Here is a 22,164-nt window from a genome sequence, read left to right on the forward strand (position 1 = left end):
AATTCGCCACGCCGATCGTCATTGCTCTCCATCTGGAAGGAGGAAGCCTTTCTCCGCGGGCCAGGTCAGCCAGACGGAATTGCCCTTGCTGAGGGCAGAGGCGGCGACCTCGTTCGGCACCGAGACCGTCACCTTGGCGCCTTGCCGCGTCGTCAGATCGAGCCGCGTTGCAGCGCCGAGATAGGTCGAGGCGACGGCAGTCGCGGCAATGCCGTTCTCGCCTGCCGCGGCTTCGCGGGCGATCGACATGTATTCCGGCCGGATCGCCAGGATGGCATCGCCACGGACCTTCTCGGCCCTGCAGCGCATGCTGATCGCGCGGTCTTCGCAGAGGCCCGTCGAGCCATTGTCGGCCGGGCGCACGCCCTTCAGCGGCAGCATGTTGATCTCGCCCAGGAACTCGGCGACGAAGCGGTTGTCCGGTCGGTCGTAGACCTCGTCCGGCGCGCCGACCTGCAGCAATTTGCCATGGTTGAAGATGGCGACGCGAGATGACAACGCCAGCGCCTCGCTCTGGTCATGGGTGACGAAGACGAAGGTGGTGCCGGTCTCCTGGTGCAACCGCTTCATCTCGGCCTGCATCTGGCCGCGCAGGCCCTTGTCGAGTGCCGAAAACGGCTCGTCGAGCAAAAGTACGCCCGGCTCGAACACCAGCGCCCGCGCCAGCGCCACGCGTTGCTGCTGGCCGCCGGACAATTGCGACGGCAGTTTCTTCTCGTGGCCCTTGAGCCCGACGCGCTCGATCATTTCGCCGACGCGGCGTTTGATCTCGGCCGCCGGTTTCTTGCGCACCTTGAGCGGGAAGGCGATGTTGGCCTCGACGCTCATATGCGGGAACAGCGCATAGCCCTGGAACACCATGCCGGCGGCACGCTGCTCGGCCGGCCGCTCGGTGATGTCGACGCCGTCGCTGTAAAGGCGGCCGTCGGTCGGCTGAATGAAGCCGGCAAGGATCATCAGGAAGGTGGTCTTGCCGGAACCGGAGGGGCCGAGCAAGGTGAGGAACTCGCCACGGCCGATATCGAGCGTCAGATCGTCCAGCGCACGGAACGAGCCGAAGCTCTTGCCGATCCCGATTGCCTTGATCTCTGCGGCCCGGCCGGGTTGCTGCATCCTGCCCTTTCCTTAGCGTAGGCGAAATCGTAGGCAGGGCGGCGGCTCACCGCAACCGAATAGTTTTCGCCTGATCGGCAAATTTGATTCATCTATGCGCCAATCTCCCCCCTCGAGGGGGAAATGTCGCCGAAGGCGACAGAGGGGGTCGCTTCGCTTGAAGTGCCAACCTCCTCTGCAGCAGCAGGCCGAGCCCAGTTGGACCGACCCCCTCTGGCCGCTTCGCGGCCATCTCCCCCTCGAGGGGGGAGATTAACGCTGGTTCTCCGACAGCTTCGACCTCAGCCACCGCCCAAACGCCTCCAGCACCGGATGCGCCGCCTTGGCGTGCTCGGAAACCAGAAAATACGAGCGCGGTGAATTGATCGCTATGTCGAAGGGGCGGACCAGCCGGCCTTCGCTCAGTGCCCGGCCGCTGGTCAGCTCGTCGCCCATAGCGATGCCCTGGCCGGCGATCGCCGCCGAAAAGACCAGGTTCATGTCGGAAAAGAAGATGCCGCCTTCCGGGTCGGGGTTCTCGACCTTGGACAGCGCCAGCCAGCGCGCCCAGTCCTCGGTGTCACCGAGATGCAGGAGATTGGCGCGCAGCACGTCTGCCGGCTTGGAGAAGCCGCCGATCTTGTTGAGCAGCGTCGGGCTGCACAGCGGCGTAAAGGAGATCCCGCACAGCAGCTCGACCGCGCGGTTCGGCCAATTGCCGACGCCGAAGGCGATGAAGGCATCGGCCTCGGCATTGCTGACGTCGTCGAGACGGCGCGGCGTCAGGATGCGCAGCGCGACATCGGGGTACATCTGCCGGAACTCGCCGATATGGGTGCACAGGAACAGCGAGGCGAAACCCGGCGTACAACTGACGCTGAACGAGCCGCCGATGCCGGTGCCGGCATGGCGCGTCACCGCGTCGCCCAGCACCGTCAGCGCCTTGCGCACGTCGCTGGCATAGCGCTGGCCGCGCGGCGTCAATGCCACGCCCTTGCCGATGCGCTCGAGCAGGTCGAAGCCGAGATCGCGTTCGAGCAGGCGAAGCTGATGGCTGACTGCGCTGCGGGTCAGATGCAGTTCGTCGGCGGCGCGCCAGACGCTGCCGTGGCGGGCAAAACTGTCGAGGGCGCGCAGCGCCTGCGTCGAGGGAATTCTCAAGAGGTGAACCGAATTTGCATGAGCCGGAAAAACATATCACTTTTTGGCGAGGCGCTTCACTGCTTTCTTTGACGGATGAAGATACCGGTGACCTCCGCGCAAGCGACCACGCTTGCCTGTCTGGACGACATCCAGCCGTCGCTGTCGGCGTGGACGCGGACCATCTTCGATTTCGGCGAGACCGCCTGGCGCGAATACCAGTCGGCGGCCTGGTATGTGGAGCAGTTGAAGCACGAAGGGTTTTCGGTCGAGGAAGGATCGGGCGGCATGCCGACCGCCTTCTGCGCCCACTGGACCAACGGGACCGGCCCGACCATCGGCATGTATGCCGAGTACGACGCGGTGCCTGGCAATTGCCAGGATGCGGCGACGGTGAAGCGACCGCGCCCTGGCCTCGGCGAACAGGCCGGCGGCCACACCGATCCGCATTCCGGCCTCGGCATTGCCAGCCTCGGCGGGGTGCTGGCGACCAAGGCGGCGATGCAGCGCCACGGCGTATCAGGCACGTTGCGCTTCACCGGCGAGCCGGCGGAGAAGGTGAGGGGATCGAAGCCGATCCATGCCGCGAAGGGCTATTACGATGGGCTGGCGGGCATGATCTCCTTCCATCCTTTTTACATGCTGCCGCTGTGCAACACGGCGCGCTGGGACACGCATTGCGGTGCGGCCTATGCGATGATCTACCGCTTTGTGTGCGACGAACCCGAAAATTGGATTCGCGCAAGCGATGCAGCACCCATCCCGCAGGCGCATTCGGCAGTCAGGGCGCCCGGCGCCAACGACGCGCTCATGATGATGTATATGGCGTCCAAGGCGCTACGCGATTCCATGCTGCCGCATCAGGGCGGCTGGTCGATCAGCGAGGCGATCCTGACGGCGGGCCAGGCGACCGCCGACAATCTGCCTGCCGGGCTGGCCGAGATTCAGTACATGATCCGCGTGCCGACGCTGGCGATGGCCGAGCAGGTCACCGCCGTGCTCGACCGCAATGCCGAAGCCGCCGCGAGAATGAGCGGCTGCCGCCATGAGCGGCACTGGGTGTCGAAGTCGCGGCCGGGGCTTGCCAACCACGCAATGGCCGGCATTGCCTTCGACGCGCTGGCGGCGGTCGGGCCGCCGTCCTGGGACGAGACGGCCAAGGCGATCGCCCGCGAAATCCAGGTCAATGCCGGGGGCGAAGCGACCGAGGAACCATTCATCGACGAACTGGAGCGGCTGATTGCACCACAGTCGGCCGAGGCGCTACTGCGCCGCGACCTGCCGCCTTGGCAGCTCAATTCCACCTCCGACGATTACACCGACATGTCGTGGCATACACCGACGGCACGATTCTACGTCGCCCGGCCGGCGCTGCGATCCGAGAACGGCCACGCGTTTCCGTCCTGGGCGATGAATGCGCTGGGCGGCATTTCTGCCACCATCGACCCGATGGTCATCTGCGCCGCAAAGACGGTCGCGCTGGCAGCACTTCGCCTATTGGAAGACGAGGCTGCGCGCGACGCGGCGATGGATGAATTCGTCACCCGCACCGGCGGCGGCATCGGTGGCTCGAACTGGATCGCGCCGCTCTGCGACTACGATCCGCCAATCGGATTTCGCTGGCCGGAATACATCACCACCCCGCGCGGACGGGATTGGTGGATACCAGGCAACCAAGCCGCATGATCAACCAAGCCGCCCTTCACGAGGAGAAACCCATGACCGTCCATGACCGCATTGTCACCGAGCCGTTTTCGCTGCAGCGCCGCAACCCGGCCGGCGGAACCAAGCCGCTGACCGCCTGGGGCTTCGCCAACGAGACCGACGTGCTGACCGACGTGCTGCTCGGCTCGCCGAATTTCCTGCGCCATCTCTCGACCAGCTCGCTGTCGCGCAAGCATCTGCGCGAAGCGCCATGCAACGTCCAGATCGCGCAGGCGCAGCACAAGGATCTGGTCGCCGCCTATGAGCATTTCGGTGTCAACATCCACTGGCACGAGCCGACGCCGGAACTGCCGATGCAGGTCTACTCGCGCGATTCCAGCGTCATGACGCCGTATGGCGCCATCATCACCGCCATGGCCCAGTGGTGGCGGCGCGGCGAGAACTACGCGGCGATCCGCACCTATGAGAAGCTCGGCATCCCGATCTACGACATGGTCACCGCCGGCACGTTCGAGGGCGGCGACTTCAACGTCATCGAGGACGGCGTCGTGCTGATCGGCTGCGGTGGCGCCCGCACGCAGGAGGAGGGCGCGCGCCAAGTGCAGGCCTGGTTCGACAAGGAGGGCTGGGAGACCCGCATCGCCTTCATCGACGAATATTATGTCCATATCGACCTGATGGTGGTGCCGATCGCTGAAAAACTGACCGCTGTCTGCCTCGCCTGCACGGAGCCGGGCATCGTCGACTGGCTGAAGGGCAAGGGCCACGAAATCATCGACGTGCCGTTCCAGGATACCATGGCGCTCGGCTGCAACTTCATGTCGCTGGGCAAGGACCGGGTGATCGCGCCGACCTCGAGCCAGACGCTGATCGGTCAGCTCAAGGCGCGCGGCTTCGAGGTGGCGGCCATCGACATGAGCGAGATCTCGAAGACCGGCGGCGGCATTCACTGCATGGCGCAGGCGCTGAAGCGCGAGCCGGCCTGAGGGGCCGGCCTTTAGCCCGGCCGCCTCCGCGAAAGCGCCATTGTCAGCACCGTCGATCCCGCCTGGCGCGCGGCACGCGCCTACAGCACGACGAGCTTTCCCTTGCTCACACGCCTGGCGCAACGATAGGCGAGATCGGCGGCGACCATGTCTTCCATCGCAATGCCCATCGCCTTGTAGGTGGTGATCTGCTGATCCGAAACGCGGCCCGGCGCGCGGTCGAGCAGCATGGCGCCAAGCTCGGTGCCGAAAGCCGGATCGAAGCCGGCAAGCTCGCAAGAGCCGACCGGGGTCGGTTTGAACGCATCCTTGGTTTCGACAAAAAGACTGGATTTGCCGATGAGCTCGATCGGCATTTCACCGCGGGGCGGTGCCACCCCGACCGACGAGACATGCGTGCCCGGCTGGACCCAGCCTGCGTCGATCACCGGCTGGTAGGAGTGGGTCGCCAGGCACACCACGTCGGAACTGCGCACTGCCGCCTCGAGGTCGGCGACCGCCACCACCGACGGATGCAGCCGGGCAAGCGCCGCCGCATCGTCGAAACTCTTTGAAGCGACACGGATTTCGGCAAAGTCGCGCACCAGCGGCAACAGATGCAGGTGCTGGTTGGCCTGCACGCCGGCGCCCACCACGGTCGCTATCCTGGCATCCCGGCGCGCAAGCGCGCGCACCGACAGCACGGCGGAGCCGGAGGTTCGCACTGCGGTTATGAAGGTGCCGTCCATGATGCAGACCGGCAGGCCGGACAGCGGATCGAACAGGCTGATGGTGGCAAGGTGGCTGGGCAGGTTCTTGGCCAGGTTGCCTTCGAAGACGTTGACGATCTTGACGGTCAGGTTCATGCCCTCCATCCAGGCCGGCATGGCGAGGCTGTAGCCGGCCCCGGGGATGTCGAGTTGTGGTCGGGGTGGATTGACGACCTTGCCTTGTGACAGCACCTTGAAGCCGTCTTCCAGAACATCGAAAAGCTGGCTGAGGTCGATGCATGCCATCACGTCGGCTTCGCTCAGCACCAGGATCTCGGTCGCTCCCTTGCTGATTTCCGCCGCACTCCTGCCGGCTGGGCTGAACGCTTGTTCGGTCATCCTGCACTCCTGTGGTCGTCGAAATCGGCTCACCGCGTTTGCTTAGGTGAGAGAGGGAAGCGCAGGTTATTGCGACGTTTTATGTGATGAAATACGTTGTTTTTGGCATCTCTGCGTGAAATAAGCACAAAAATCTCTGAGATAGCGTGGATTGTGAAATGGAGGATCTCGACCAGATAGACCGCAGCCTGCTCAGGCTGCTCCAGGAAGACGGCCGTCGGACGACGCTTGATCTTGCCGGGCGCGTCGGGTTGTCGCCGACCGGAACCAGCCAGCGGGTGAAGCGCCTGTTCCGCGACGGGTTCATCACCGCGGTCAGGGCCGTGCTTGATCCGCGCAAGGTCGGCCGGGGAACGCTGGTGTTCATCGAGGTCCGGCTTGACCACACGGCGCCGCATGTCTTTGACCGCTTCGCCGAAGCCGTGGCGAAAGCTCCGGAGGTTCTGGAGTGCCATATGGTGGTTGGTGGTTTCGATTATCTGGTCAAGGCGCGGATCGCCGATATGGCGGTGTTCCAGGATTTCCTGCAGCGGGTCATCCTGCCACTGCCTGGCGTGCGCGAAACGCACACTTTCGCCTCCATCGCCGATGTCAAGCCGAACGCCCTCTTGCCGGTGTGATCAGGTGGAGGGGGAACGCTATTCAGGGCGACTTGCATCGCATCTTCGCCATCTTATCGCTCCCCCTGGCGTGCCTTCCGGTGCAGAGATGCCGGAGACCGGCTCTAGCCTTGCAGGGTCAGCAGGTTTGCGTCGCGCGCGAGCCGCCACTCACCATCCGCCTCCTTGCGCAGGAGCGTCAGCGCATATCCCGATCGATGGACCGGCTCGCCATTCGGCGGGGTCGCGGTCATATCGATGCGGCTGCGGATGAAGGCCCAATTGCCGAGAAGCTGTAGTTCCACGATATCGCTCGTGCCGTCGATATGAACGCCGGCCGTCTCCCGCGCGGCTGCCGCGAAGATCTCCTTGTCGAAGGGATCCCGGCCGGGAACCATGAAGATAGCGTCGTCCGTCATCAAGCTGAGGACGGTCGCGATGTCTCCACGCTTGCTCGCATCCATCCACGTCTCGACCAGCTTTCGGATTGCTCTTTCGTCGCCCGTCATCCGTTACCTCCCTGGCATCTCGCCGTCATCGATGGCGCACGGCGCTCCTCCCTCGCTGCTACATAGGGCTTAGATCGCTCTCGTCATCGATTGCAGTGCGTCGCGCCGCGGGTAGCACGGTCCGCGAGCCGGCAGGTTCGCGCCCTCCATGCCTATCGCCAGCCACCGGAGGCGGTGATGCGCTCGCCGGTCAGCCAGGACGCTTCGTCGGAGGCGAGGAACACCGCGACGCGGGCGACGTCGTCGGGCAGGCCGAAGCGACCGAGCGGCGTCATGGCTATAATCTGCTTCTCGAATTCGCTGCCGATGATGCCGATGCGCGCGAGGCCCTCGGTATCGATGCCGCCGGGCGCGATGGCGTTGACGCGGATGTTGCGTGCGCCGAGCTCCCGCGACATCGACAGCGTGATCGTGTCCACCGCACCTTTGGTCGCGGCGTAGACGAGCGAGTTCGGCTGCGGATTGCGGCTGGCGACCGAGCTTATGTTGATGATGCTGCCGCCGCCCGCGCCAAAATGGTTCACTGCTGCTTGCGTGGTCAGAATGATGCCCAACACATTGGTGTCGAACTCGCGGTGAAACTCGGCCTCGGTAACCGCTTCCAGCGGCTCGAATGCGAAGACGCCGGCATTGTTGACCAGTATGTCGAGCCCGCCAAACTCCAATTTCGCCGCCTCGAACAGGCGGCGCACATCAGCCGCTTGCGACACGTCGCCCTGGACGGCGACGGCGCGGCCGCCACGGTCCTCGATCTCGGCGACGACGCGGTCGGCGCCTTCCCGTGACGAGGCGTAGTTGACGACCACTGCGGCGCCGGCCGTGGCAAGGCTCTTGGCGATGGCGGCGCCGATACCCTTGGAGGCGCCGGTGACGATGGCGACCTTGCCGTTCAGCTTGCTCATCAATCTCTCCTTTGTCGACGATGAGCGGTATTTAATGAATGATCAAAAAGCGTATTAGGATCATCATGATCCATTCTTTCATGCCTGGAATTCCGGAATGACCACCATCCTCGAAAAGACCGCCGGTCTCGTCGCCTTCGTCCGAACCGTCGATGCCGGCTCTTTCCATGCCGCCAGCCGGCTAGTCGGCTCCAGCCCGTCGGCGGTGTCGAAAAGCGTGGCGCGGCTCGAGCGCCGGCTCGGCGTCAGGCTGATCCAGCGCTCGACGCGTCGGCTCGGGCTCACCAGCGAAGGCCTCGCCTATTACGAGCGCGTGGCGCCACTGCTAAGGGCGCTGGACGATGCCGAAGACATCGTCCAGATGGCCGATACGGCGCGCGGCCTGCTGCGCGTTACAGCGCCGGTCGAACTCGGTCGCGGCCTGATCGCGGCATGGGCGCAAGCGTTCCTTGCGCAGCATGGCGAAGTGAAGGTCGAGCTCAGCGTCACCGACCGTCACGCCGATCTGATCCGCGAAGGCTATGATGTTGCCGTGCGCATGGGGGCGCTGTCGGACACGGGGCTGGTTGCCCGCAAGATCGCCAATCTGCCGATCGTGCTGGTGGCCTCACCGGCCTATGTCGAGCGGCGCGGCCGTCCGGCATCGGTCGAGGATTTACGGGATCATGAATTCGTCCGCCACCAGATGGCTGGCCGGCCTTATCCGGTCACGTTTGCCGACGGTACGATGATCGTGCCGGATGGGCGGCTCGATACCGATGACGGCGGCGCCATCCGCAATGCAGCACTTGCCGGCGCCGGCATCGCGCATCTGATGCGGTTTGCCGTGCAGAACGATCTCGACACGGGTCGCCTGGTCCGCATCCTGCCCGAGGTGGCGATGCCAACCATGCCGGTGCACATTGTCCATGCGTATGGGCGGCAGCTGCCGGTCCGGGCGCGGCTGTTCGTCGACTTCCTGGTGGGCCAAATGGCGGCACTGACGCGATAGGGCAGACGCGGTCTGACGCAAGCACCCAGATTTGGCAGAGACCAACCGTGCAGGCCGGTGCGAACCACCTCTACCGGAAGCTAGAAGGTGATCTTCACTGAATCGGCGCTGCGGTTGGCCGCGCCGTGGTGGACGGCCTCGATGTTGTTGCCGTCGGGGTCGAGCAGGAAGGCGGCGTAATAACCGGGATGGTAGGATCGCTCGCCCGGCGCACCATTGTCGGTGCCGCCGGCCTCAAGCCCGGCCTTATAGAAGGCATCGACCATCGCGCGGTCCTTTGCCTGGAAGGCCAGGTGGTGGCGGCCGGTCAGCTTTCCCAGGGCCGCCGGGCTGTCGGGGCTGGAGATGAACAGCTCGTCGGCCCAGAAATAACCATCGCCGGCGCCACCGATCGGTATGCCGAGCACGTTGAGAACCGCCTCGTAGAAACGACGGCTGGCCTTGAGATCCCTGACCACCAGCTGGAGGTGGTCGATGAGACGGCCGCGATGAAGTTCCGGATTTGCCATGCTTGACAGCTCCTGATCGCCGGTTGGAAATCTAGCTTCGAATGGTGCGCGGTCAATCCAGAAAGCCGTGGAATGGCGCCATCGCGCCGACTGGATAAAAAATGCAACCGGATTGTCGGATTCAAGACATGTCCAACGTCCTTCGGACGCAAGCGGCTCGGCGGAGCTCGAAAAGGTCGTGCCGTATCAACGCTTCCGGCATGGGAGAAAAGTGAAATGAGCCTTCCCTATCGTTGGGTTATCGTCGCGGCTGGCGCGCTGATGACCTGTGTCGCCCTCGGGGCGATGTTCTCGCTGGCGATCTTTCTCGAACCGATGGCGCTCGACACACAATGGTCGCGCGCCGGCATATCGAGTGCGATGACGCTGAACTTCCTGGTAATGGGCCTCGGCGGCTTCGCCTGGGGCGCCATTTACGACCGCTTTGGCGCCCGCATCGTCGTCATGACCGGCGCCGTGCTGCTCGGCCTGGCGCTGGTCCTGGCCAGCCGCACCGGTTCGCTGCTCGTTTTCCAGTTGGCCTACGGCGTGCTCGTCGGCCTCGCGGCAAGCGCCTTCTTCGCGCCGATGATCGCGCTGACCTCCGCCTGGTTCGACACGAACCGCAGCCTCGCCGTCTCGCTGGTCTCGGCCGGCATGGGCGTGGCGCCAATGACCATCTCGCCCTTCGCCCGCTGGCTGATTTCGGCCTACGACTGGCGCACCGCGATGTTCGACATCGGCATAACCGCGTGGGTGCTGCTACTGCCGGCCGCGCTTCTGGTGCGCCAGCCGCCCCAACCCGCTGCCGACAGCGCTACCCCAACCGTTGCCGCCGAGGGTGCCGGCATGACGGTTCCGCAGGCGCTGCGCTCGCCGCAATTCATCGTGTTGGGACTGACCTTCTTTGCCTGCTGCGCGGCGCATTCCGGGCCGATCTTCCACATGGTGAGCTATGCGATGCTGTGCGGCATAGCGCCGATGGCGGCGGTCAGCATCTACAGTATCGAGGGCCTGGCAGGGCTGGGTGGCCGGCTGCTTTACGGCGTGCTTGCCGATCGGCTGGGCGTCAAGCCGGTGCTGATCACCGGGCTGGCCATACAGGCCGTGGTTATCGCCGCCTATCTTGCGGTCAGCGAGCTTGGTCAATTCTACACGCTCGCCGTCATCTTCGGCGCCACCTATGGCGGCGGCATGCCGCTCTATGCGGTGCTGGCGCGGGAATATTTCGGCCAGCGCATCCTCGGTACGGTGTTCGGTGCAGTAACCATGCTGTCCAGCCTCGGCATGGCTTTCGGCCCGCTCGCCGGCGGCATGGTGTTCGATGCCTATGCCAGCTATTCTTGGCTGTTCATCGGCTCGGCCCTTGTCGGGCTTGGCGCGATGGCGATTGCGATCGCCTTCCCGCCGCTGCCGCGCAGGGAGTTGCAACCGGCTTAAAGCAGGATCGGCGGAAAAGGGCGGCCGCTTGGATGGCAAGCGGCCGCGATCCAAAAATAGCTGGCAGTGTTCGGCATTATGAAACGCGAATTGCTATGCCCGCAGAGGCACCACCTCGGCGCCGTCAAGCGTGTAGCGCGCATAGCGGAAATCGCGAATTCTCGCCAATCTGTCGCCGGCCCATTCCAGCAGGATAAAGTATTTTAGCCCTCCGGCCGAGTCGTCCGGATCGATCACCAGAATGGCTGGGTGCCGATCCACCAGGCCTGGGACCAGCCGCCAATCGTGGATACCCGCGTAATTATGGAAGTACCGGCCCACTTTCGTGCGGCCGCTCGCCCGGAGCCGGTTGACGAGGTCAAGCCGGACGTCTTCGGCCAGCATGTCGCGGATCGCATCGAAGTCGCGGGCGTTGAACCGCTCCACGTAGGCTGCCAGACGCGCCCGTTCGGGCTCGGCCAACACCGGCACAGGCCGATCGTCAGGCTCGCCGGAGACTTCGCGCAGGCGCAGACGGCCGCGATGCAGTGCGGCTTTCACCGCCGGAACGCTGCTGTCGATAATGTTGCCGATCTCTTCGATCGTATAGCCGAGCACATCCATGAGGATGACGCTGCTACGCTGCGCCGCGGGCAGGCGCATGAAGGTCTGCAGGCTTGCGGCTGCAGTGTGTCGACCCTCGGCCGACATACCGGGGTCAGGTATCGTATCGATATCCTCGATGGCATGCGCGGCATCCACCCTGGCGCGACGGCGCAGGTGGTCGAGCGCTGCATTGTGCGCGATGCGAAACAGCCAGCCCTCGACATTGGCTATCGGCCCGGTCCCGGGGAACGCCTCGAGCGCCTTGACCGTAGCTTCCTGGACAACATCCTCGGCATCGATCACCGAACCGGTCATGCGGGCGCAATAACGGTGCAGTTTCGGCCGTAATTCGCCGAGCAGCCGGTCAAATGGCTCCCGTCCTTCTGGCGTGCCGATTGCGGATCCGGTCATCGCACAAGGGTCGATTTCATGCGTATCTCCCAGGCAGAGGCGCCCGCTATCGGGCGCAGCGTCCTATAGACGCTCGACGATGGCAAAAGGATTCGGTCGAAAAAACTTTCTTTGGCTGGAATCCTTTGGTGGTGCTTCCGCGTCTCTGGATCACGGGCCCGTACCTGGCGGGCCCTTTGTTCAAGCCGGAGGCGCCATAGTCATGAGCAAACAAAATGCGGGATCAACGAAGGTCTGGGTTGTCGCCCTCACGTCGATAGGCTCCTTGATGGTCGTTCTCGATGCGATGGTTGTGGCGACCGCATTGAGCACGATGCGGGTCGAGCTCGATGCCTCGCTGGAGACGCTGCAATGGACGATGAACGCCTATAATTTGAGTTTTGCCGTCCTGCTCATGACCGGGGCCGCGCTCGGTGACAGGTTCGGCCGCCGCCGTACGCTCGTTGCCGGATTGGCGTTGTTCGTCGCAGCGTCGGTTGCCTGCGCGCTCGCTGGCAATGCCGGATTGCTGATTGCGGCCCGTGCGGTTCAGGGCGCGGGTGCCGCAATGGTCATGCCGCTGGCCATGGCGCTGCTGAGCGTTGCTTTCCCACCGGAAGAACGAGGCAGGGCGCTGGGGATCTTCAGCAGCATCACCGGCCTGGCCCTGATCATCGGCCCGATGGCGGGCGGTGCGATCTCCGAAGGCCTCTCCTGGCACTGGATCTTCTGGCTCAATGTCCCGGTCGGCATCGTCCTCATCCCGCTGGTGCTGCGTCGGATTCCGGAGAGTTACGGGCCGGGCACGGCAATCGATGTCCTCGGCGTCGTGCTGGTAACTGCGGCGGCATTCGGAGTGGTCTGGGGCCTCATGCGCGGCAACATCGTGGGCTGGAGCAGCTCTGAAGTGCTGACGGCGCTGACGGCCGGGCTGCTTTTCGCCATCGCGTTCGTCCTTTGGCAGCTGCGTACCCGCGAGCCCATGCTGCCTTTGCGGTTCTTTCGGGCGCGCGCATTCTCCTCAGGCGTAGGGGCGAACTTCCTGCTTTGCGCCGCCATGTACGGCCTCGTGTTCCTGTTGCCGCAGTTTCTGCAGTTTGCCCAGAGCCGTGGGCCGCTCGGCGCCGGCATGGGATTGCTGCCTTGGACCGCCACGCTTTTCGTGGTCGCACCGATCGCCGGCAGCCTGATCAACCGCGTTGGCGAGCGCTGGCTTGTCGTGGCCGGATTGATCCTGCAAGCGGCTGGAATGGCCTGGCTGGCGCAGATCGCAGCACCTGATCTGCCCTATATCCAGCTAGTCGCCCCGCTGATCATTACCGGTGCCGGCGTGTCGATGGCCATGCCTGCCGCGCAGAACGCGGTTCTCAATGCGGTCGCCCGGCCGGAGGTCGGCAAGGCTGCCGGCACGTTCAACACATTCCGCTTCCTTGGTGGCGTATCCGGGATCGCGATCGCCGGTGCGGTGTTCGCCGGCACTGGAAGCTTCGCATCCGCCGACGCGTTCAGCGATGGCTTCACCTCGGCAATCGACGTCTCCGCTCTGCTCTCGCTCGCCGGCGCGCTCGTCGGATTGGGGCTCCCGGAGCGTCGCGCAGTGGTGCTCGCGAATGCCAGCAAGGAGGCGTAACTCGGAGGGGGGAAGCTTGCGCTTGCTCCCACTGTTGTCGCGTTAACAGCAGCCGCGCCAGCGCAGCAAAAAGGTCGCCGAGCGTCGGTTGCCGGCCGGTCCTGTGGGGGCATCTGTGTCCAGACCCAGATCTTGCGCGCCCGTGATGGCGGCGAACATGCTGCATCGCAGCACCCTGCCGCCGATATCGGCGGGCCAAGGGAGTGCGAGAAAATCGTCAAAAATGGACAATTCGGGCTGGCTCCTGCTGTTTTTTGGCTTTTATTAGCCGTGCCTCACGTTCCTGTTTCAAATGTGTCAACTTTTTGTGTTGCGTTGCACAATGGTGGTCCTATTCTGCGCAAGGGGGGCGCTTCCGATTGGAATGCGCCGTGAACGAAGCCGCTATATTGACCGATTGGCAGTTTCGCCGTCCCGCCGGCGTACGTCACTAATGGGAAATGCGCGCGACACCCAATTGGACGCGCTGAGGGCCATCGCCGTGACGATGGTGCTGTACGCCCACTTCTTCGCGGCTGGAGGGTCCTCGTTCTGGGGCCATATCGGCGTGCGCCTGTTCTTCGTGCTGAGCGGCTTTCTGATCACCCGCCTGCTGCTCGAAGCCCGCTCGGCCGCCGAATTCGAAACCGGACCGGCGCTGAAATCCTTCTATATCAGGCGGGCGCTGCGGATATTCCCGCCCTATTTCGCCGTGCTGGGTTTCGTCTGGTTGGTGGACCTGGAGCAGTCTAGAGGTTCGCTGGCCTGGCATGCGGTCTATCTGTCGAATTTCTGGTACGCATCGCAAAATGAATGGACGCCCTGGCTGCTCTGCCATTTCTGGAGCCTGAGCATCGAGGAGCAGTTCTACATCGTCTGGCCGCTGATCGTCCTGCTGGCGCCGCGCCGGCGCCTGGAATCGATTTACATTGGCGTTATCGTGCTGTCGCTGGCCTATCGGTTTTATTGGCCGATCGCTGGAACGCCGGGTTTGGCACGCGACCTGCTGCCGCCGGCGTCGATGGACGCATTGGCGTCAGGCGCGCTGCTTGCCGCCTACCGGTCAAGAACAGCCGGCTTGCCGCAATGGCTTCGAAATGGCTGGCCGGGGCTCGCTGTGGCGTTTTTCGTTCTGCAGTGGTTTGCGCCGGCGCCGGCAAATCCGGTGCAGGAATGGGGCCTCTGGCTGCTGTTGCAGATACTGCCTCTCGTACCGCTGGTGGTCATCGTTGCAAGCTGTTCGACAGGGGTTGGCGGCTATATCGGAAAACTTCTCGAACTGCCGCCGCTGCTTGGCCTTGGCCGCATCAGCTACGGCGTCTATCTCTACCATCCGATAGTGCTGGCGTTGGTCGTTAAGTCCCAGCCGTGGATCCCGCTCAACGTCTCGGAACAAGGGCCGGGACGGTTCCTGGTCGCAGGAACTGCGACGCTCATGCTGGCCTCGGTTTCGTGGCTGCTTTTCGAAAAGCCTCTCAACAGCCTCAAGCGCCACTTCCCCTATGTTGCTCGAAAAGGCCGCGGCGCCATCCCGGCAGGCATCGACGTGGGCAATGCCGGATGGCTCGCGGCGGGAGCATATCCGGGCAGGCCGCTCGATGGCGCATCACGCTTCCCCCGCAAGCTGCAGCGAACCGATCGGAGCTGATCATGGCTGCTCCCTTGGTGTCCGTCGTGCTGCCGATCTACAATGCCGGACCTTATCTCGCCGCTGCGCTGGGCAGCATCCTGCGGCAGGATTACGAGTGTCTGGAGGTCATCGCCATCGATGACGGCTCGACCGACAACTCGCTGCAGATCCTGCAGAAATACCGCCAGGCCGACAATCGCATCTCGATCATCTCACGCGAAAACCGCGGCCTGATCGCAACTTTGAACGAAGGCCTGGCCGTGGCGCGCGGCGATCTGGTCGCCAGGATGGACGCCGACGACATCGCCTATCCCCAGCGCCTGTCGCGGCAGGTCGCGCTGTTCAACCAGCAGCCTGACCTCGCTCTATGCGGCGCGGGTTTCGATACCTTGCTCGGCAACCGCGTCGTCAGGGGTTCGCCCGATCCGATATTCCAGGACAATCCGCTGCGTATATTGTCGATGTTCTTCACGATCTTCATGCATTCCACCGTGGTATACAACAGGAATGTCATAGAAGAAGATGTTCTATATTACGATACCAGCTACAAGCATGCCGAGGATTTCGACCTGTTCAGGCGGCTGACCGACCGCTATCCGGCGGCCATGAGCCCCGAAAGCCTGATCGCCTATCGTATCCATGACGACAGCGTGACCAACAGGCACAAGCGCGAAATGCGCAGGACGCATTTGAAGATCGTCGCCGAGAACCTCGAGCGCGAAGGGCTCGTACAAGAGACGCAGGACCTCCGCGGCATCGGTGAGGTCCTGTCGATGGACACGGTTCGCCGTGCCGCCGAATGGATCCTTGCGCTGGAAGAAAGGATTTCCGCACTGCCGGCCGAGACGAGGCCGAGCTACCAGGCCGGCACGCTGAACCTGTTCTATTTCCTCTACCAGCTGATATCGGGGGAAAGGCAGCCGCTGCTGATGCACGAATTCCTGACGCGGACGGCGAAATGGAAACTCATCCGGCGGCGCGAGCAGTACGTGTTTCGCACCGGTGCCTTCGCGCCGCGCTTCAGTCTCGCCTCGATGTCGGTCACCAGGCAGGTGGATGCCCTGTCGCGGTATCTGCAGTCCGTGCCGGCCGCGGCGGTTTTGCCTTCGAACCAGTTGAGCTAGCAACGCATGTTCGTCAAATCGCACCAGCTCCAGCAGCGCGGCCGCTCGACGGTGCCGGCGGCCATGTCGCCCCGGCCGCAGCACGGGCCGGCACCGGAGGTCAGCTTCATTGTCTGCACACGCGACCGCGTCAACGTGCTCGAGCCTTGCATAAAGTCGATCCAGGCCGCGTGCCGCGCCTACGCTGCCTTCTCTGCCGAACTGGTGGTTGTCGACAATGGCTCGACCGACAGCACGGCCAAACGGCTGGCCGGCATAGCCGAACTTTCGGACATTCCGTTCACGGCCATTCGCGAGCCGCGACCCGGATTGGCGGCCGCGCGCAACGCCGGGCTGGAGCGGGCGCGGGGCCGCGTGCTGGTCTTCGTCGACGATGATTGCGCTGTCCACAAGGATTATCTGCGCGATCTGCAGCGGCACTATGCGGCCGGCGAACGGGTCATCCGCGGTGGCCGCGTCGAGATCGGCGATCCTCGCGACCTGCCGTTCACCATCAAGCGGTCGCCGGTGCGCGCGCGGCTTACGCCGGATGTCCATCCCGGCGGCTTCGTGCTTGGCTGCAACATGACGATGCACCGCGATGTTGCCGCCCGCATCGGCCGTTTCGACGAACGGTTCGGCGCCGGCGGCCCGCTGCGCTCCGCCGAGGATACGGACTATCTGGTGCGGGCGGTGCTGCTTGGGATTCCGGTCGAATATGTGCCCGACATGACCATCTATCACCATCACGGCCGGCGCGACCGCAAGGCCATCGAAAAGCTGCACCGCGACTACAGCATGGGCAATGGCGGGCTTTGCCTGAAACATTTCCGCCACGCGCCGTGGCTGCTTCGCCATTGCTACTGGTCGATGAGGGCGGCCTTGCGCGAACTGGTGAAAGGCCCTCTGTTCGACCGTGAACTCAAGCTGTCGCACTGGCCGATCGTCGGCATGAATTTGCTCGGCGCGGCCAAGTTCGCGGTGCTTTTGCTGGCGAAATCGCCGCAGCCGGCGCAAATGCGACAGGAGCAACAGGCAAATGCCGAGGCGAGGTGATCCGCCACCATGCGATTGATGCCGCCCAGCCTGCCGATGCTGCGCCGCGCGCTCGGAAGAAAGCAGTTGCGCCTGCTTCCTGCCGTGGTGGTGCTCGGGCTGCTCAGCGCCGCGCTTGAAGGCTTCGGCATCGGCCTGATCATCCCGTTGCTGAACATAATCATGGGGCAGCAGGGGCAGACCGGCATGGCCGGCTTTTCCGCCGTCTTCCAGCATGTCGGATCGAGCCTGAGCGAGCGCGACCGCCTGATCGTCATATCCGTCGCGATTCTCGGCTCGATCGTGCTGAAGAACCTGTTCGCTTTCGCCAACACGCTGCTGACCACCTTCATCTATGGCAAGGCCAGCCATTCGATCCGCAGCGCGCTGTCGGAGCAGCTGCTGCGGGTGGGCTACCCGTTCTTCCTGCAGCAAAGCCCCGGACGGCTGCTCAACATCATCTCCAACGAATCCTGGCGGGCCTCGGATGCCATCCAGATCACGTTGGGGGCAATCGTCAATGCATCGGCCGCAATCATCCTATTGGCCTTCCTGCTGCTTCTGTCGTGGCAAATGACGCTGCTGGTCACGCTGGGGCTGGCCCTCGTCCAGGTCGCGCACGCCATGCTGTCGGCCAATCTGAAGGCGCCGAGCCGCAGCGTCGCCTCCCGCAACAGCCAGCTCGCATCGCAGATGCTGCACCTGGTGCATGCCGGGCGGCTGATCCGCATCTTCGGCCAGGAGCAACGCGAGAAGGCGGCATTCGACCAGGCATCGGATGCGGTGCGCCGGGCGGCCTTCGTGCTTTTAACCCGCCAGGGAGCGTTGCCGCCGCTGACCGAGGTTCTGCACGCCATGCTGTTCCTGGCGGTGGTGATCGGCGCCTGGTTCGCCAATGTTTCCTTCCCGCTGATCGTCGCCTTCGTCATCCTGCTCTACAGGCTGCAGCCCTATATGCGGTCGCTGCAAATGGCCTGGAGCCAGCTGCAGGGCCTGAGCGGATCGCTTGAAGAGGTGACGTGGATGCTGGACCCATCCGGCAAGCCCGCGCCGCCGCAAGGCAGCGCAGCGTTCCCTGGGCTCAGCCAAGGCATCAAATTCGAGGACGTCACCTTTACCTATTCTGGTTCGGAACAGCGCGCGGTGGTGCTGCATGCGGCGAGCTTCGACCTCCGCAGCGGCCGCTCGACCGCGCTGATCGGCCGGTCGGGCGCCGGCAAGACGACGATCGTCAATCTTTTGTGCCGCTTCGTCGAACCGGATAGCGGCAGGATTCTCGTTGATGGATCGCCCCTGGACCGCATCGACCCCAGCCAATGGCGAAAGCACATCGCGCTCGCCAGCCAGGAGCTGGAGCTGGTCGACGGCACGATTTTCGACAACATCATCTACGGCCAGGACGCGGCCTCGGCCGATGACGCCGAGCGCGCCGCAAAACTGGCCGAAGCGCATGGCTTCATCGAGCAACTGCCGCAGGGTTACTGGACGGTCGTCGGCTATCGTGGCGTCAATCTCTCGGCGGGACAGCGGCAGCGGATCGCGCTGGCCAGGGCCCTGGTGCGCGATCCCGATATCCTCATCCTCGATGAAGCCACCAATGCAGTGGACGGCCTGTCGGAAGCGGCAATCGTCGAGACGCTCAAGTCGCGCGCCGGCCGTCGCACCACCATCGTCATCAGCCATCATCGCAGTACCATCTCGTTCTGCGACGACGTCGTGATCCTGAGCCACGGCCGCGTGAAAAAGCAGGCGCCGTTCGCCGCGCTTGCGACGCTCAGCATGGACGAGCTTTACCAGCACGAGGCGCTGGAAGGCTGAGGGCGACCCCGCTGCGTGCGCGCGCTGGGCGACCCGCTGCGTGCACGCGCTGGGAGGTCGTCTCGGATGTCAAGCCAGGTCAAGCATCTCAGGGGCGAGGAAGACCTCCGCCATACGTCTCTACGGGATTTCTGGGATGATGAGTGATCCCGAGCTTACCCGCTTTCCATCTGGAGCGTACAGAACCAAGGGTCCGCCTGCCAAATCCAGCAATGGCAGGCGGACCCTAATCAGCGCATGAAGGGACTGATTCTGCGCCGATGTCTCCTCGAGGAGGTGACGCCATCAACTGAAGACGGGCGCAGTTGTTCCCGACGCCGGCCGTACACAAGACCATTGCGCAGGCAGGTCAGACTTAGGTCCCTGTAAACGCGCATCGCTGGCTGGAGTGAACATCGGATCGGTTCGGTGGTAGCGAAACTTCGGCCGGAGATAGATGCAGCCATTGGGTTCCGGGGCATGACCGGCTCGGCGCTGATCATGGGCGGCGATCGATCCCCGCACGACTGATGCCGAGGGGCGCTTGGAGTCCTGCGGAATACGCATCCACCGGCGCCAGTGAAGTTGTCCAAGCGGTACGTAGCGGTCGTCAAGCTGTTGCTAATATGCAGCATAGGCAGCGCTCTATGAACGGCGTCGCTTGGAACCGCTACCTCCGACCAACCGTTAGTGTCACAATGACAAACCAAAAAGTGAGGCTGATGATGGACCCGCTGCAAAACAACACGTTGGAGATCTGGTGTCTTGCGGCCGTTCCGCTGTCGCTGCTCCTTACAGTGTTATTAGCCGGATTTATCCTTTAGCCGGACCCAACGAGGCCGGCTGCGGACCGGGGCCTGGAAGATGAAAATGCCGGCCATTTAGGCACGCTAGGCGTCTCGGACACCCGTAGCACCAGGCCGTGGCAGCCTTTCCAACATTGCCATCATAATCGGCTCTTTCGACCGGTCCGGTCCGCGGCGATTGCTCGCAGGCCCGTTGCGAGGGTGAGCATGCGAGCTCGTACGTTTTTTACACAATCTCTGATTGGTGGACTCGCCCGCCGCCATCGACGTTAATTTTGCGTTAGCGACAGGAGGGGGGAGATCGCTAACGGGAGGAAGAAAATGAAAGAAAACTACGATCTGACGATCGACTACGACGAACCTTACGACAACAAGCCTTACGATCTAGCCACATTCGCAAGGAAGCACGGGCTCAACATTCGAGCCGCCGAGCTTCTTCTTTTCGCCAAAGGCCCGTCTCGAGCGGCCTGCGATGCCGCGGCGAGGGCTTTTCTCGCGGCGGTAGCCGCACAAGCTATGAGACAATCGGCGCGGTAGGTCTCACAAAGCCATTGCTGCACGGCCTGCCGTGTCAGCAACCCAACGGACAGCGCTGGAAATTCCGGGCCGTTTCCAACAAGATGCCTGAGCATCCGGGAACGGCCTGAAAATGTGCAATCTCTACAACATCACGACCAGCCAGGAGGCCATCCGCCAGTGGACCCGCGCCTTGCGCGACATCCTCGGCAATCTCGAACCCTCCATCGACATCTATCCCAACCAGCCCGGCCCGGTGGTGCGCAACGCGCCGGACGGCGAACGCGAATTGGCCAATCTGCTGTGGGGCATGCCGACGCCACTGGAGCGGGTCAAGGGCAAGGCCGACTACGGCACCACCAACATCCGCAATCCCCAATACGGCCACTGGCAGCAATATCTCGGCATCGAGAACCGCTGCGTGGTGCCCGTCACCAGCTTCGCCGAGCCCAGCCCGACGCCCGGCGACAAGGACCCCGAGACCGGCATCCAGCGCAACTACTGGTTTGCACTCGGCGAGGACCGCCCGCTGTTCTTCTTTGCCGGCCTGTGGACGCATTGGCAGGGCATTCGCAAGGTCAAGGACGGCCCCGGCGATCACCAGGTCTATGGCTTCATGACGACGCAGCCCAACGCGCTGATCGCGCCGATCCACGAGAAGGCGATGCCGGTGATCCTGACCACGCCGGAAGAAACCGAGACCTGGCTCACCGCGCCGTGGTCGGAGGCAAGGCACCTGCAGCGCACGGCGCCCGATGATGCGCTGGTGATCGTCGAAAAACCGGCGACGCAGATCAAGTTTCCGGAGCAGGCGCCCGCGCAGGGCTCATTGTTTTAGCGCTTGAATTTCTGCAGCACCCAGATGTAGCCCTTGGGCGGATGATCCTGGTCGATGAACTGCGTCCTCACCGTCGTGTCCTTGCGGCTGCATCGCTTGCACCTGAACCTGATGGCTTGCAGCGGTTTGTTCCAGCCCACCACCTGGGCCACGTCATTCGCCCTGAACCGTCCAACATGGTAGCAATGGCCGCACTCCACGATAAGCAGCATGTTGGCCTTGGCGGCACGTCCAACGCTGTCCATCGGCCCGGCCATGGCTCATTTCCGCGTCGAGTAATCCTCGGGGAGGGGAAGCAGGCCAAGCTCCGCCATCCGATAATCGGGCTCCTTCTCCGCTACGCTGGCCAGCACCTCGTGCAATTTCTCGACAAGCCCGCAAAGCTGCCAGAATAGCTCGCCATGCGCCTTAAGATGCAGCTGCGACGACAGCACCGTCCGGCGCAGGCTCAAAGCGTCGCTGATGATCGCCTCCGCATCCCTCGCCGACAGCCTGTCGAACCGGCTTTTTCGTCTGCCCATCGCGGCTCTCCTCGATTTGTGAGCAACCGCCCCGCCTGCTGACAAATAGGAAGGCATTCCTCGCAGAGTCAATTCGCTCTTGACACTTTTGTTCCCGTTTTGTTCAATTTCAACAGGAACGATCGGAGCCGTCGTCATGGACCACATCGTGAGGCTGGACAGCCGCCAGGAGGCAGCCCTGCAGGCCATCGCCGACAAGTTCATTGCCCAGCACCAGGGCGATGCGGTGAAGGCGCTCAAGGAGATGATTGTGCTGAATGGGCATTTGCAGGAACGGCTTGATACGGTGGAGGGCCGGCGCCGGGCGGTGCGCTGAGGAGTGGAGAGTGGGCCAGAACCCAAGCGCCGTTATGACTCCTAATCAAAGAGGCGGTATCCTAGCCGCCGGCCAGGCCATTTAAGCTGTACCGGTTTTGCGCATGATGCGTCACTAG

Annotated in this window: 23 protein-coding genes; 13 read left to right on the forward strand and 10 right to left on the reverse strand. The window is 63.5% G+C overall.

Features of this window, described 5'->3' with window-relative positions:
* Positions 1 to 18: 18 nt before the first annotated feature.
* Together NKK47_RS23980 and NKK47_RS23985 are read right to left on the reverse strand one after the other, a co-directional pair.
* Positions 19 to 1,113, reverse strand: a complete 1,095-nt coding sequence (locus NKK47_RS23980; protein ID WP_352455434.1) for an ABC transporter ATP-binding protein — start codon at positions 1,111 to 1,113, stop codon at positions 19 to 21.
* Between the two features lie 252 nt (positions 1,114 to 1,365).
* Complete coding sequence (locus NKK47_RS23985) at positions 1,366 to 2,253, reverse strand: LysR substrate-binding domain-containing protein (RefSeq protein WP_023677271.1); 888 nt, start codon at positions 2,251 to 2,253, stop codon at positions 1,366 to 1,368.
* A gap of 87 nt (positions 2,254 to 2,340) precedes the next feature.
* On the opposite strand from NKK47_RS23985, the gene NKK47_RS23990 reads away from it, so the two are divergent.
* Together NKK47_RS23990 and NKK47_RS23995 are read left to right on the forward strand one after the other, a co-directional pair.
* A complete protein-coding gene (locus NKK47_RS23990; RefSeq protein WP_502905039.1) occupies positions 2,341 to 3,918 on the forward strand; it encodes a zinc-binding metallopeptidase family protein in 1,578 nt (525 codons plus the stop codon).
* 32 nt (positions 3,919 to 3,950) lie between these two features.
* A complete protein-coding gene (locus NKK47_RS23995) occupies positions 3,951 to 4,883 on the forward strand; it encodes a dimethylarginine dimethylaminohydrolase family protein (RefSeq protein WP_352578476.1) in 933 nt (310 codons plus the stop codon).
* 80 nt (positions 4,884 to 4,963) lie between these two features.
* Here the strand turns inward: NKK47_RS23995 and NKK47_RS24000 are convergent, their stop codons facing one another.
* Positions 4,964 to 5,971 carry an ornithine cyclodeaminase family protein gene (locus tag NKK47_RS24000; protein ID WP_352578477.1) on the reverse strand — a complete coding sequence of 336 codons (1,008 nt, stop codon included), beginning with the start codon at positions 5,969 to 5,971 and terminating at the stop codon, positions 4,964 to 4,966.
* A gap of 158 nt (positions 5,972 to 6,129) precedes the next feature.
* Between NKK47_RS24000 and NKK47_RS24005 the strand changes: the two genes are divergently transcribed.
* Positions 6,130 to 6,591, forward strand: coding sequence for an Lrp/AsnC family transcriptional regulator (locus NKK47_RS24005; protein WP_352455438.1), 462 nt, complete (start codon positions 6,130 to 6,132; stop codon positions 6,589 to 6,591).
* A 104-nt stretch (positions 6,592 to 6,695) separates the two neighbouring features.
* Here the strand turns inward: NKK47_RS24005 and NKK47_RS24010 are convergent, their stop codons facing one another.
* Both NKK47_RS24010 and NKK47_RS24015 read right to left on the reverse strand, forming a co-directional pair.
* Positions 6,696 to 7,079: a YybH family protein gene (locus tag NKK47_RS24010; protein WP_352455439.1), complete on the reverse strand. Its 384-nt coding sequence runs from the start codon at positions 7,077 to 7,079 to the stop codon at positions 6,696 to 6,698.
* Positions 7,080 to 7,231: 152 nt separating this feature from the next.
* Positions 7,232 to 7,981, reverse strand: coding sequence for an SDR family NAD(P)-dependent oxidoreductase (locus NKK47_RS24015; protein ID WP_352578478.1), 750 nt, complete (start codon positions 7,979 to 7,981; stop codon positions 7,232 to 7,234).
* 97 nt (positions 7,982 to 8,078) lie between these two features.
* Here NKK47_RS24015 and NKK47_RS24020 point away from each other — a divergent pair, with 97 nt between their 5' ends.
* The gene (locus NKK47_RS24020; RefSeq protein ID WP_352578479.1) at positions 8,079 to 8,972 is read left to right on the forward strand and encodes a LysR family transcriptional regulator; all 894 of its coding nucleotides are present in this window, start codon (positions 8,079 to 8,081) and stop codon (positions 8,970 to 8,972) included.
* A gap of 80 nt (positions 8,973 to 9,052) precedes the next feature.
* Here NKK47_RS24020 and NKK47_RS24025 read toward each other — a convergent pair whose 3' ends face one another.
* On the reverse strand, positions 9,053 to 9,481 hold the full coding sequence (locus tag NKK47_RS24025) for a VOC family protein (protein WP_352455441.1): 429 nt from the start codon (positions 9,479 to 9,481) through the stop codon (positions 9,053 to 9,055).
* 216 nt (positions 9,482 to 9,697) lie between these two features.
* On the opposite strand from NKK47_RS24025, the gene NKK47_RS24030 reads away from it, so the two are divergent.
* Positions 9,698 to 10,900: an MFS transporter gene (locus NKK47_RS24030; RefSeq protein WP_352578480.1), complete on the forward strand. Its 1,203-nt coding sequence runs from the start codon at positions 9,698 to 9,700 to the stop codon at positions 10,898 to 10,900.
* 93 nt (positions 10,901 to 10,993) lie between these two features.
* On the opposite strand, the gene NKK47_RS24035 is transcribed toward NKK47_RS24030, so the two are convergent.
* Positions 10,994 to 11,896, reverse strand: a complete 903-nt coding sequence (locus NKK47_RS24035) for a sigma-70 family RNA polymerase sigma factor (protein WP_352578481.1) — start codon at positions 11,894 to 11,896, stop codon at positions 10,994 to 10,996.
* A 202-nt stretch (positions 11,897 to 12,098) separates the two neighbouring features.
* On the opposite strand from NKK47_RS24035, the gene NKK47_RS24040 reads away from it, so the two are divergent.
* Entirely contained in the window at positions 12,099 to 13,505 is a 1,407-nt protein-coding gene (locus tag NKK47_RS24040; protein WP_352578482.1) for an MFS transporter, read from the forward strand.
* A 42-nt stretch (positions 13,506 to 13,547) separates the two neighbouring features.
* Here NKK47_RS24040 and NKK47_RS24045 read toward each other — a convergent pair whose 3' ends face one another.
* On the reverse strand, positions 13,548 to 13,736 hold the full coding sequence (locus NKK47_RS24045; protein WP_352578483.1) for a hypothetical protein: 189 nt from the start codon (positions 13,734 to 13,736) through the stop codon (positions 13,548 to 13,550).
* A 202-nt stretch (positions 13,737 to 13,938) separates the two neighbouring features.
* Here NKK47_RS24045 and NKK47_RS24050 point away from each other — a divergent pair, with 202 nt between their 5' ends.
* The 6 genes from NKK47_RS24050 to NKK47_RS24075 all read left to right on the forward strand — a co-directional run bounded on the left by NKK47_RS24050 (position 13,939) and on the right by NKK47_RS24075 (position 21,209).
* A complete protein-coding gene (locus tag NKK47_RS24050) occupies positions 13,939 to 15,132 on the forward strand; it encodes an acyltransferase family protein (RefSeq protein WP_352578485.1) in 1,194 nt (397 codons plus the stop codon).
* 2 nt (positions 15,133 to 15,134) lie between these two features.
* Positions 15,135 to 16,238, forward strand: a complete 1,104-nt coding sequence (locus NKK47_RS24055) for a glycosyltransferase family 2 protein (RefSeq protein WP_352578486.1) — start codon at positions 15,135 to 15,137, stop codon at positions 16,236 to 16,238.
* Positions 16,239 to 16,244: 6 nt separating this feature from the next.
* A complete protein-coding gene (locus NKK47_RS24060) occupies positions 16,245 to 17,273 on the forward strand; it encodes a glycosyltransferase family 2 protein (RefSeq protein WP_502905040.1) in 1,029 nt (342 codons plus the stop codon).
* Between the two features lie 9 nt (positions 17,274 to 17,282).
* Positions 17,283 to 19,070, forward strand: coding sequence for an ABC transporter ATP-binding protein (locus tag NKK47_RS24065; protein WP_352578487.1), 1,788 nt, complete (start codon positions 17,283 to 17,285; stop codon positions 19,068 to 19,070).
* Between the two features lie 1,106 nt (positions 19,071 to 20,176).
* A complete protein-coding gene (locus NKK47_RS24070) occupies positions 20,177 to 20,392 on the forward strand; it encodes a hypothetical protein (RefSeq protein ID WP_023677289.1) in 216 nt (71 codons plus the stop codon).
* A 112-nt stretch (positions 20,393 to 20,504) separates the two neighbouring features.
* Positions 20,505 to 21,209 carry an SOS response-associated peptidase gene (locus NKK47_RS24075; RefSeq protein WP_352578488.1) on the forward strand — a complete coding sequence of 235 codons (705 nt, stop codon included), beginning with the start codon at positions 20,505 to 20,507 and terminating at the stop codon, positions 21,207 to 21,209.
* Here the strand turns inward: NKK47_RS24075 and NKK47_RS24080 are convergent.
* Positions 21,206 to 21,466 carry a hypothetical protein gene (locus NKK47_RS24080; RefSeq protein WP_352455449.1) on the reverse strand — a complete coding sequence of 87 codons (261 nt, stop codon included), beginning with the start codon at positions 21,464 to 21,466 and terminating at the stop codon, positions 21,206 to 21,208. The two genes, NKK47_RS24075 and NKK47_RS24080, sit on opposite strands and share 4 nt — an antisense overlap.
* A 3-nt stretch (positions 21,467 to 21,469) precedes the next feature.
* Positions 21,470 to 21,730 carry a hypothetical protein gene (locus NKK47_RS24085; RefSeq protein ID WP_352578489.1) on the reverse strand — a complete coding sequence of 87 codons (261 nt, stop codon included), beginning with the start codon at positions 21,728 to 21,730 and terminating at the stop codon, positions 21,470 to 21,472.
* Positions 21,731 to 21,866: 136 nt separating this feature from the next.
* On the opposite strand from NKK47_RS24085, the gene NKK47_RS24090 reads away from it, so the two are divergent.
* Entirely contained in the window at positions 21,867 to 22,046 is a 180-nt protein-coding gene (locus tag NKK47_RS24090; RefSeq protein ID WP_352451462.1) for a hypothetical protein, read from the forward strand.
* The last annotated feature ends 118 nt before the right edge of the window (positions 22,047 to 22,164 follow it).

This window comes from Mesorhizobium sp. M0019, from assembly GCF_040323975.1.
In the GTDB taxonomy this organism is placed as follows: Bacteria; Pseudomonadota; Alphaproteobacteria; order Rhizobiales; family Rhizobiaceae; genus Mesorhizobium.

Coding starts and splice junctions, on each gene's coding strand:
- NKK47_RS23980 (WP_352455434.1), bottom strand. CDS start 1,113: ATGCAGCAACCCGGCCGGGCCGCAGAGATCAAGGCAATCGGGATCGGC.
- NKK47_RS23995 (WP_352578476.1), top strand. CDS start 3,951: ATGACCGTCCATGACCGCATTGTCACCGAGCCGTTTTCGCTGCAGCGC.
- NKK47_RS24000 (WP_352578477.1), bottom strand. CDS start 5,971: ATGACCGAACAAGCGTTCAGCCCAGCCGGCAGGAGTGCGGCGGAAATC.
- NKK47_RS24005 (WP_352455438.1), top strand. CDS start 6,130: ATGGAGGATCTCGACCAGATAGACCGCAGCCTGCTCAGGCTGCTCCAG.
- NKK47_RS24010 (WP_352455439.1), bottom strand. CDS start 7,079: ATGACGGGCGACGAAAGAGCAATCCGAAAGCTGGTCGAGACGTGGATG.
- NKK47_RS24015 (WP_352578478.1), bottom strand. CDS start 7,981: ATGAGCAAGCTGAACGGCAAGGTCGCCATCGTCACCGGCGCCTCCAAG.
- NKK47_RS24020 (WP_352578479.1), top strand. CDS start 8,079: ATGACCACCATCCTCGAAAAGACCGCCGGTCTCGTCGCCTTCGTCCGA.
- NKK47_RS24025 (WP_352455441.1), bottom strand. CDS start 9,481: ATGGCAAATCCGGAACTTCATCGCGGCCGTCTCATCGACCACCTCCAG.
- NKK47_RS24030 (WP_352578480.1), top strand. CDS start 9,698: ATGAGCCTTCCCTATCGTTGGGTTATCGTCGCGGCTGGCGCGCTGATG.
- NKK47_RS24035 (WP_352578481.1), bottom strand. CDS start 11,896: ATGACCGGATCCGCAATCGGCACGCCAGAAGGACGGGAGCCATTTGAC.
- NKK47_RS24040 (WP_352578482.1), top strand. CDS start 12,099: ATGAGCAAACAAAATGCGGGATCAACGAAGGTCTGGGTTGTCGCCCTC.
- NKK47_RS24050 (WP_352578485.1), top strand. CDS start 13,939: ATGGGAAATGCGCGCGACACCCAATTGGACGCGCTGAGGGCCATCGCC.
- NKK47_RS24055 (WP_352578486.1), top strand. CDS start 15,135: ATGGCTGCTCCCTTGGTGTCCGTCGTGCTGCCGATCTACAATGCCGGA.
- NKK47_RS24060 (WP_502905040.1), top strand. CDS start 16,245: ATGTTCGTCAAATCGCACCAGCTCCAGCAGCGCGGCCGCTCGACGGTG.
- NKK47_RS24065 (WP_352578487.1), top strand. CDS start 17,283: ATGCGATTGATGCCGCCCAGCCTGCCGATGCTGCGCCGCGCGCTCGGA.
- NKK47_RS24070 (WP_023677289.1), top strand. CDS start 20,177: ATGAAAGAAAACTACGATCTGACGATCGACTACGACGAACCTTACGAC.
- NKK47_RS24075 (WP_352578488.1), top strand. CDS start 20,505: ATGTGCAATCTCTACAACATCACGACCAGCCAGGAGGCCATCCGCCAG.
- NKK47_RS24080 (WP_352455449.1), bottom strand. CDS start 21,466: ATGGCCGGGCCGATGGACAGCGTTGGACGTGCCGCCAAGGCCAACATG.
- NKK47_RS24085 (WP_352578489.1), bottom strand. CDS start 21,730: ATGGGCAGACGAAAAAGCCGGTTCGACAGGCTGTCGGCGAGGGATGCG.
- NKK47_RS24090 (WP_352451462.1), top strand. CDS start 21,867: ATGGACCACATCGTGAGGCTGGACAGCCGCCAGGAGGCAGCCCTGCAG.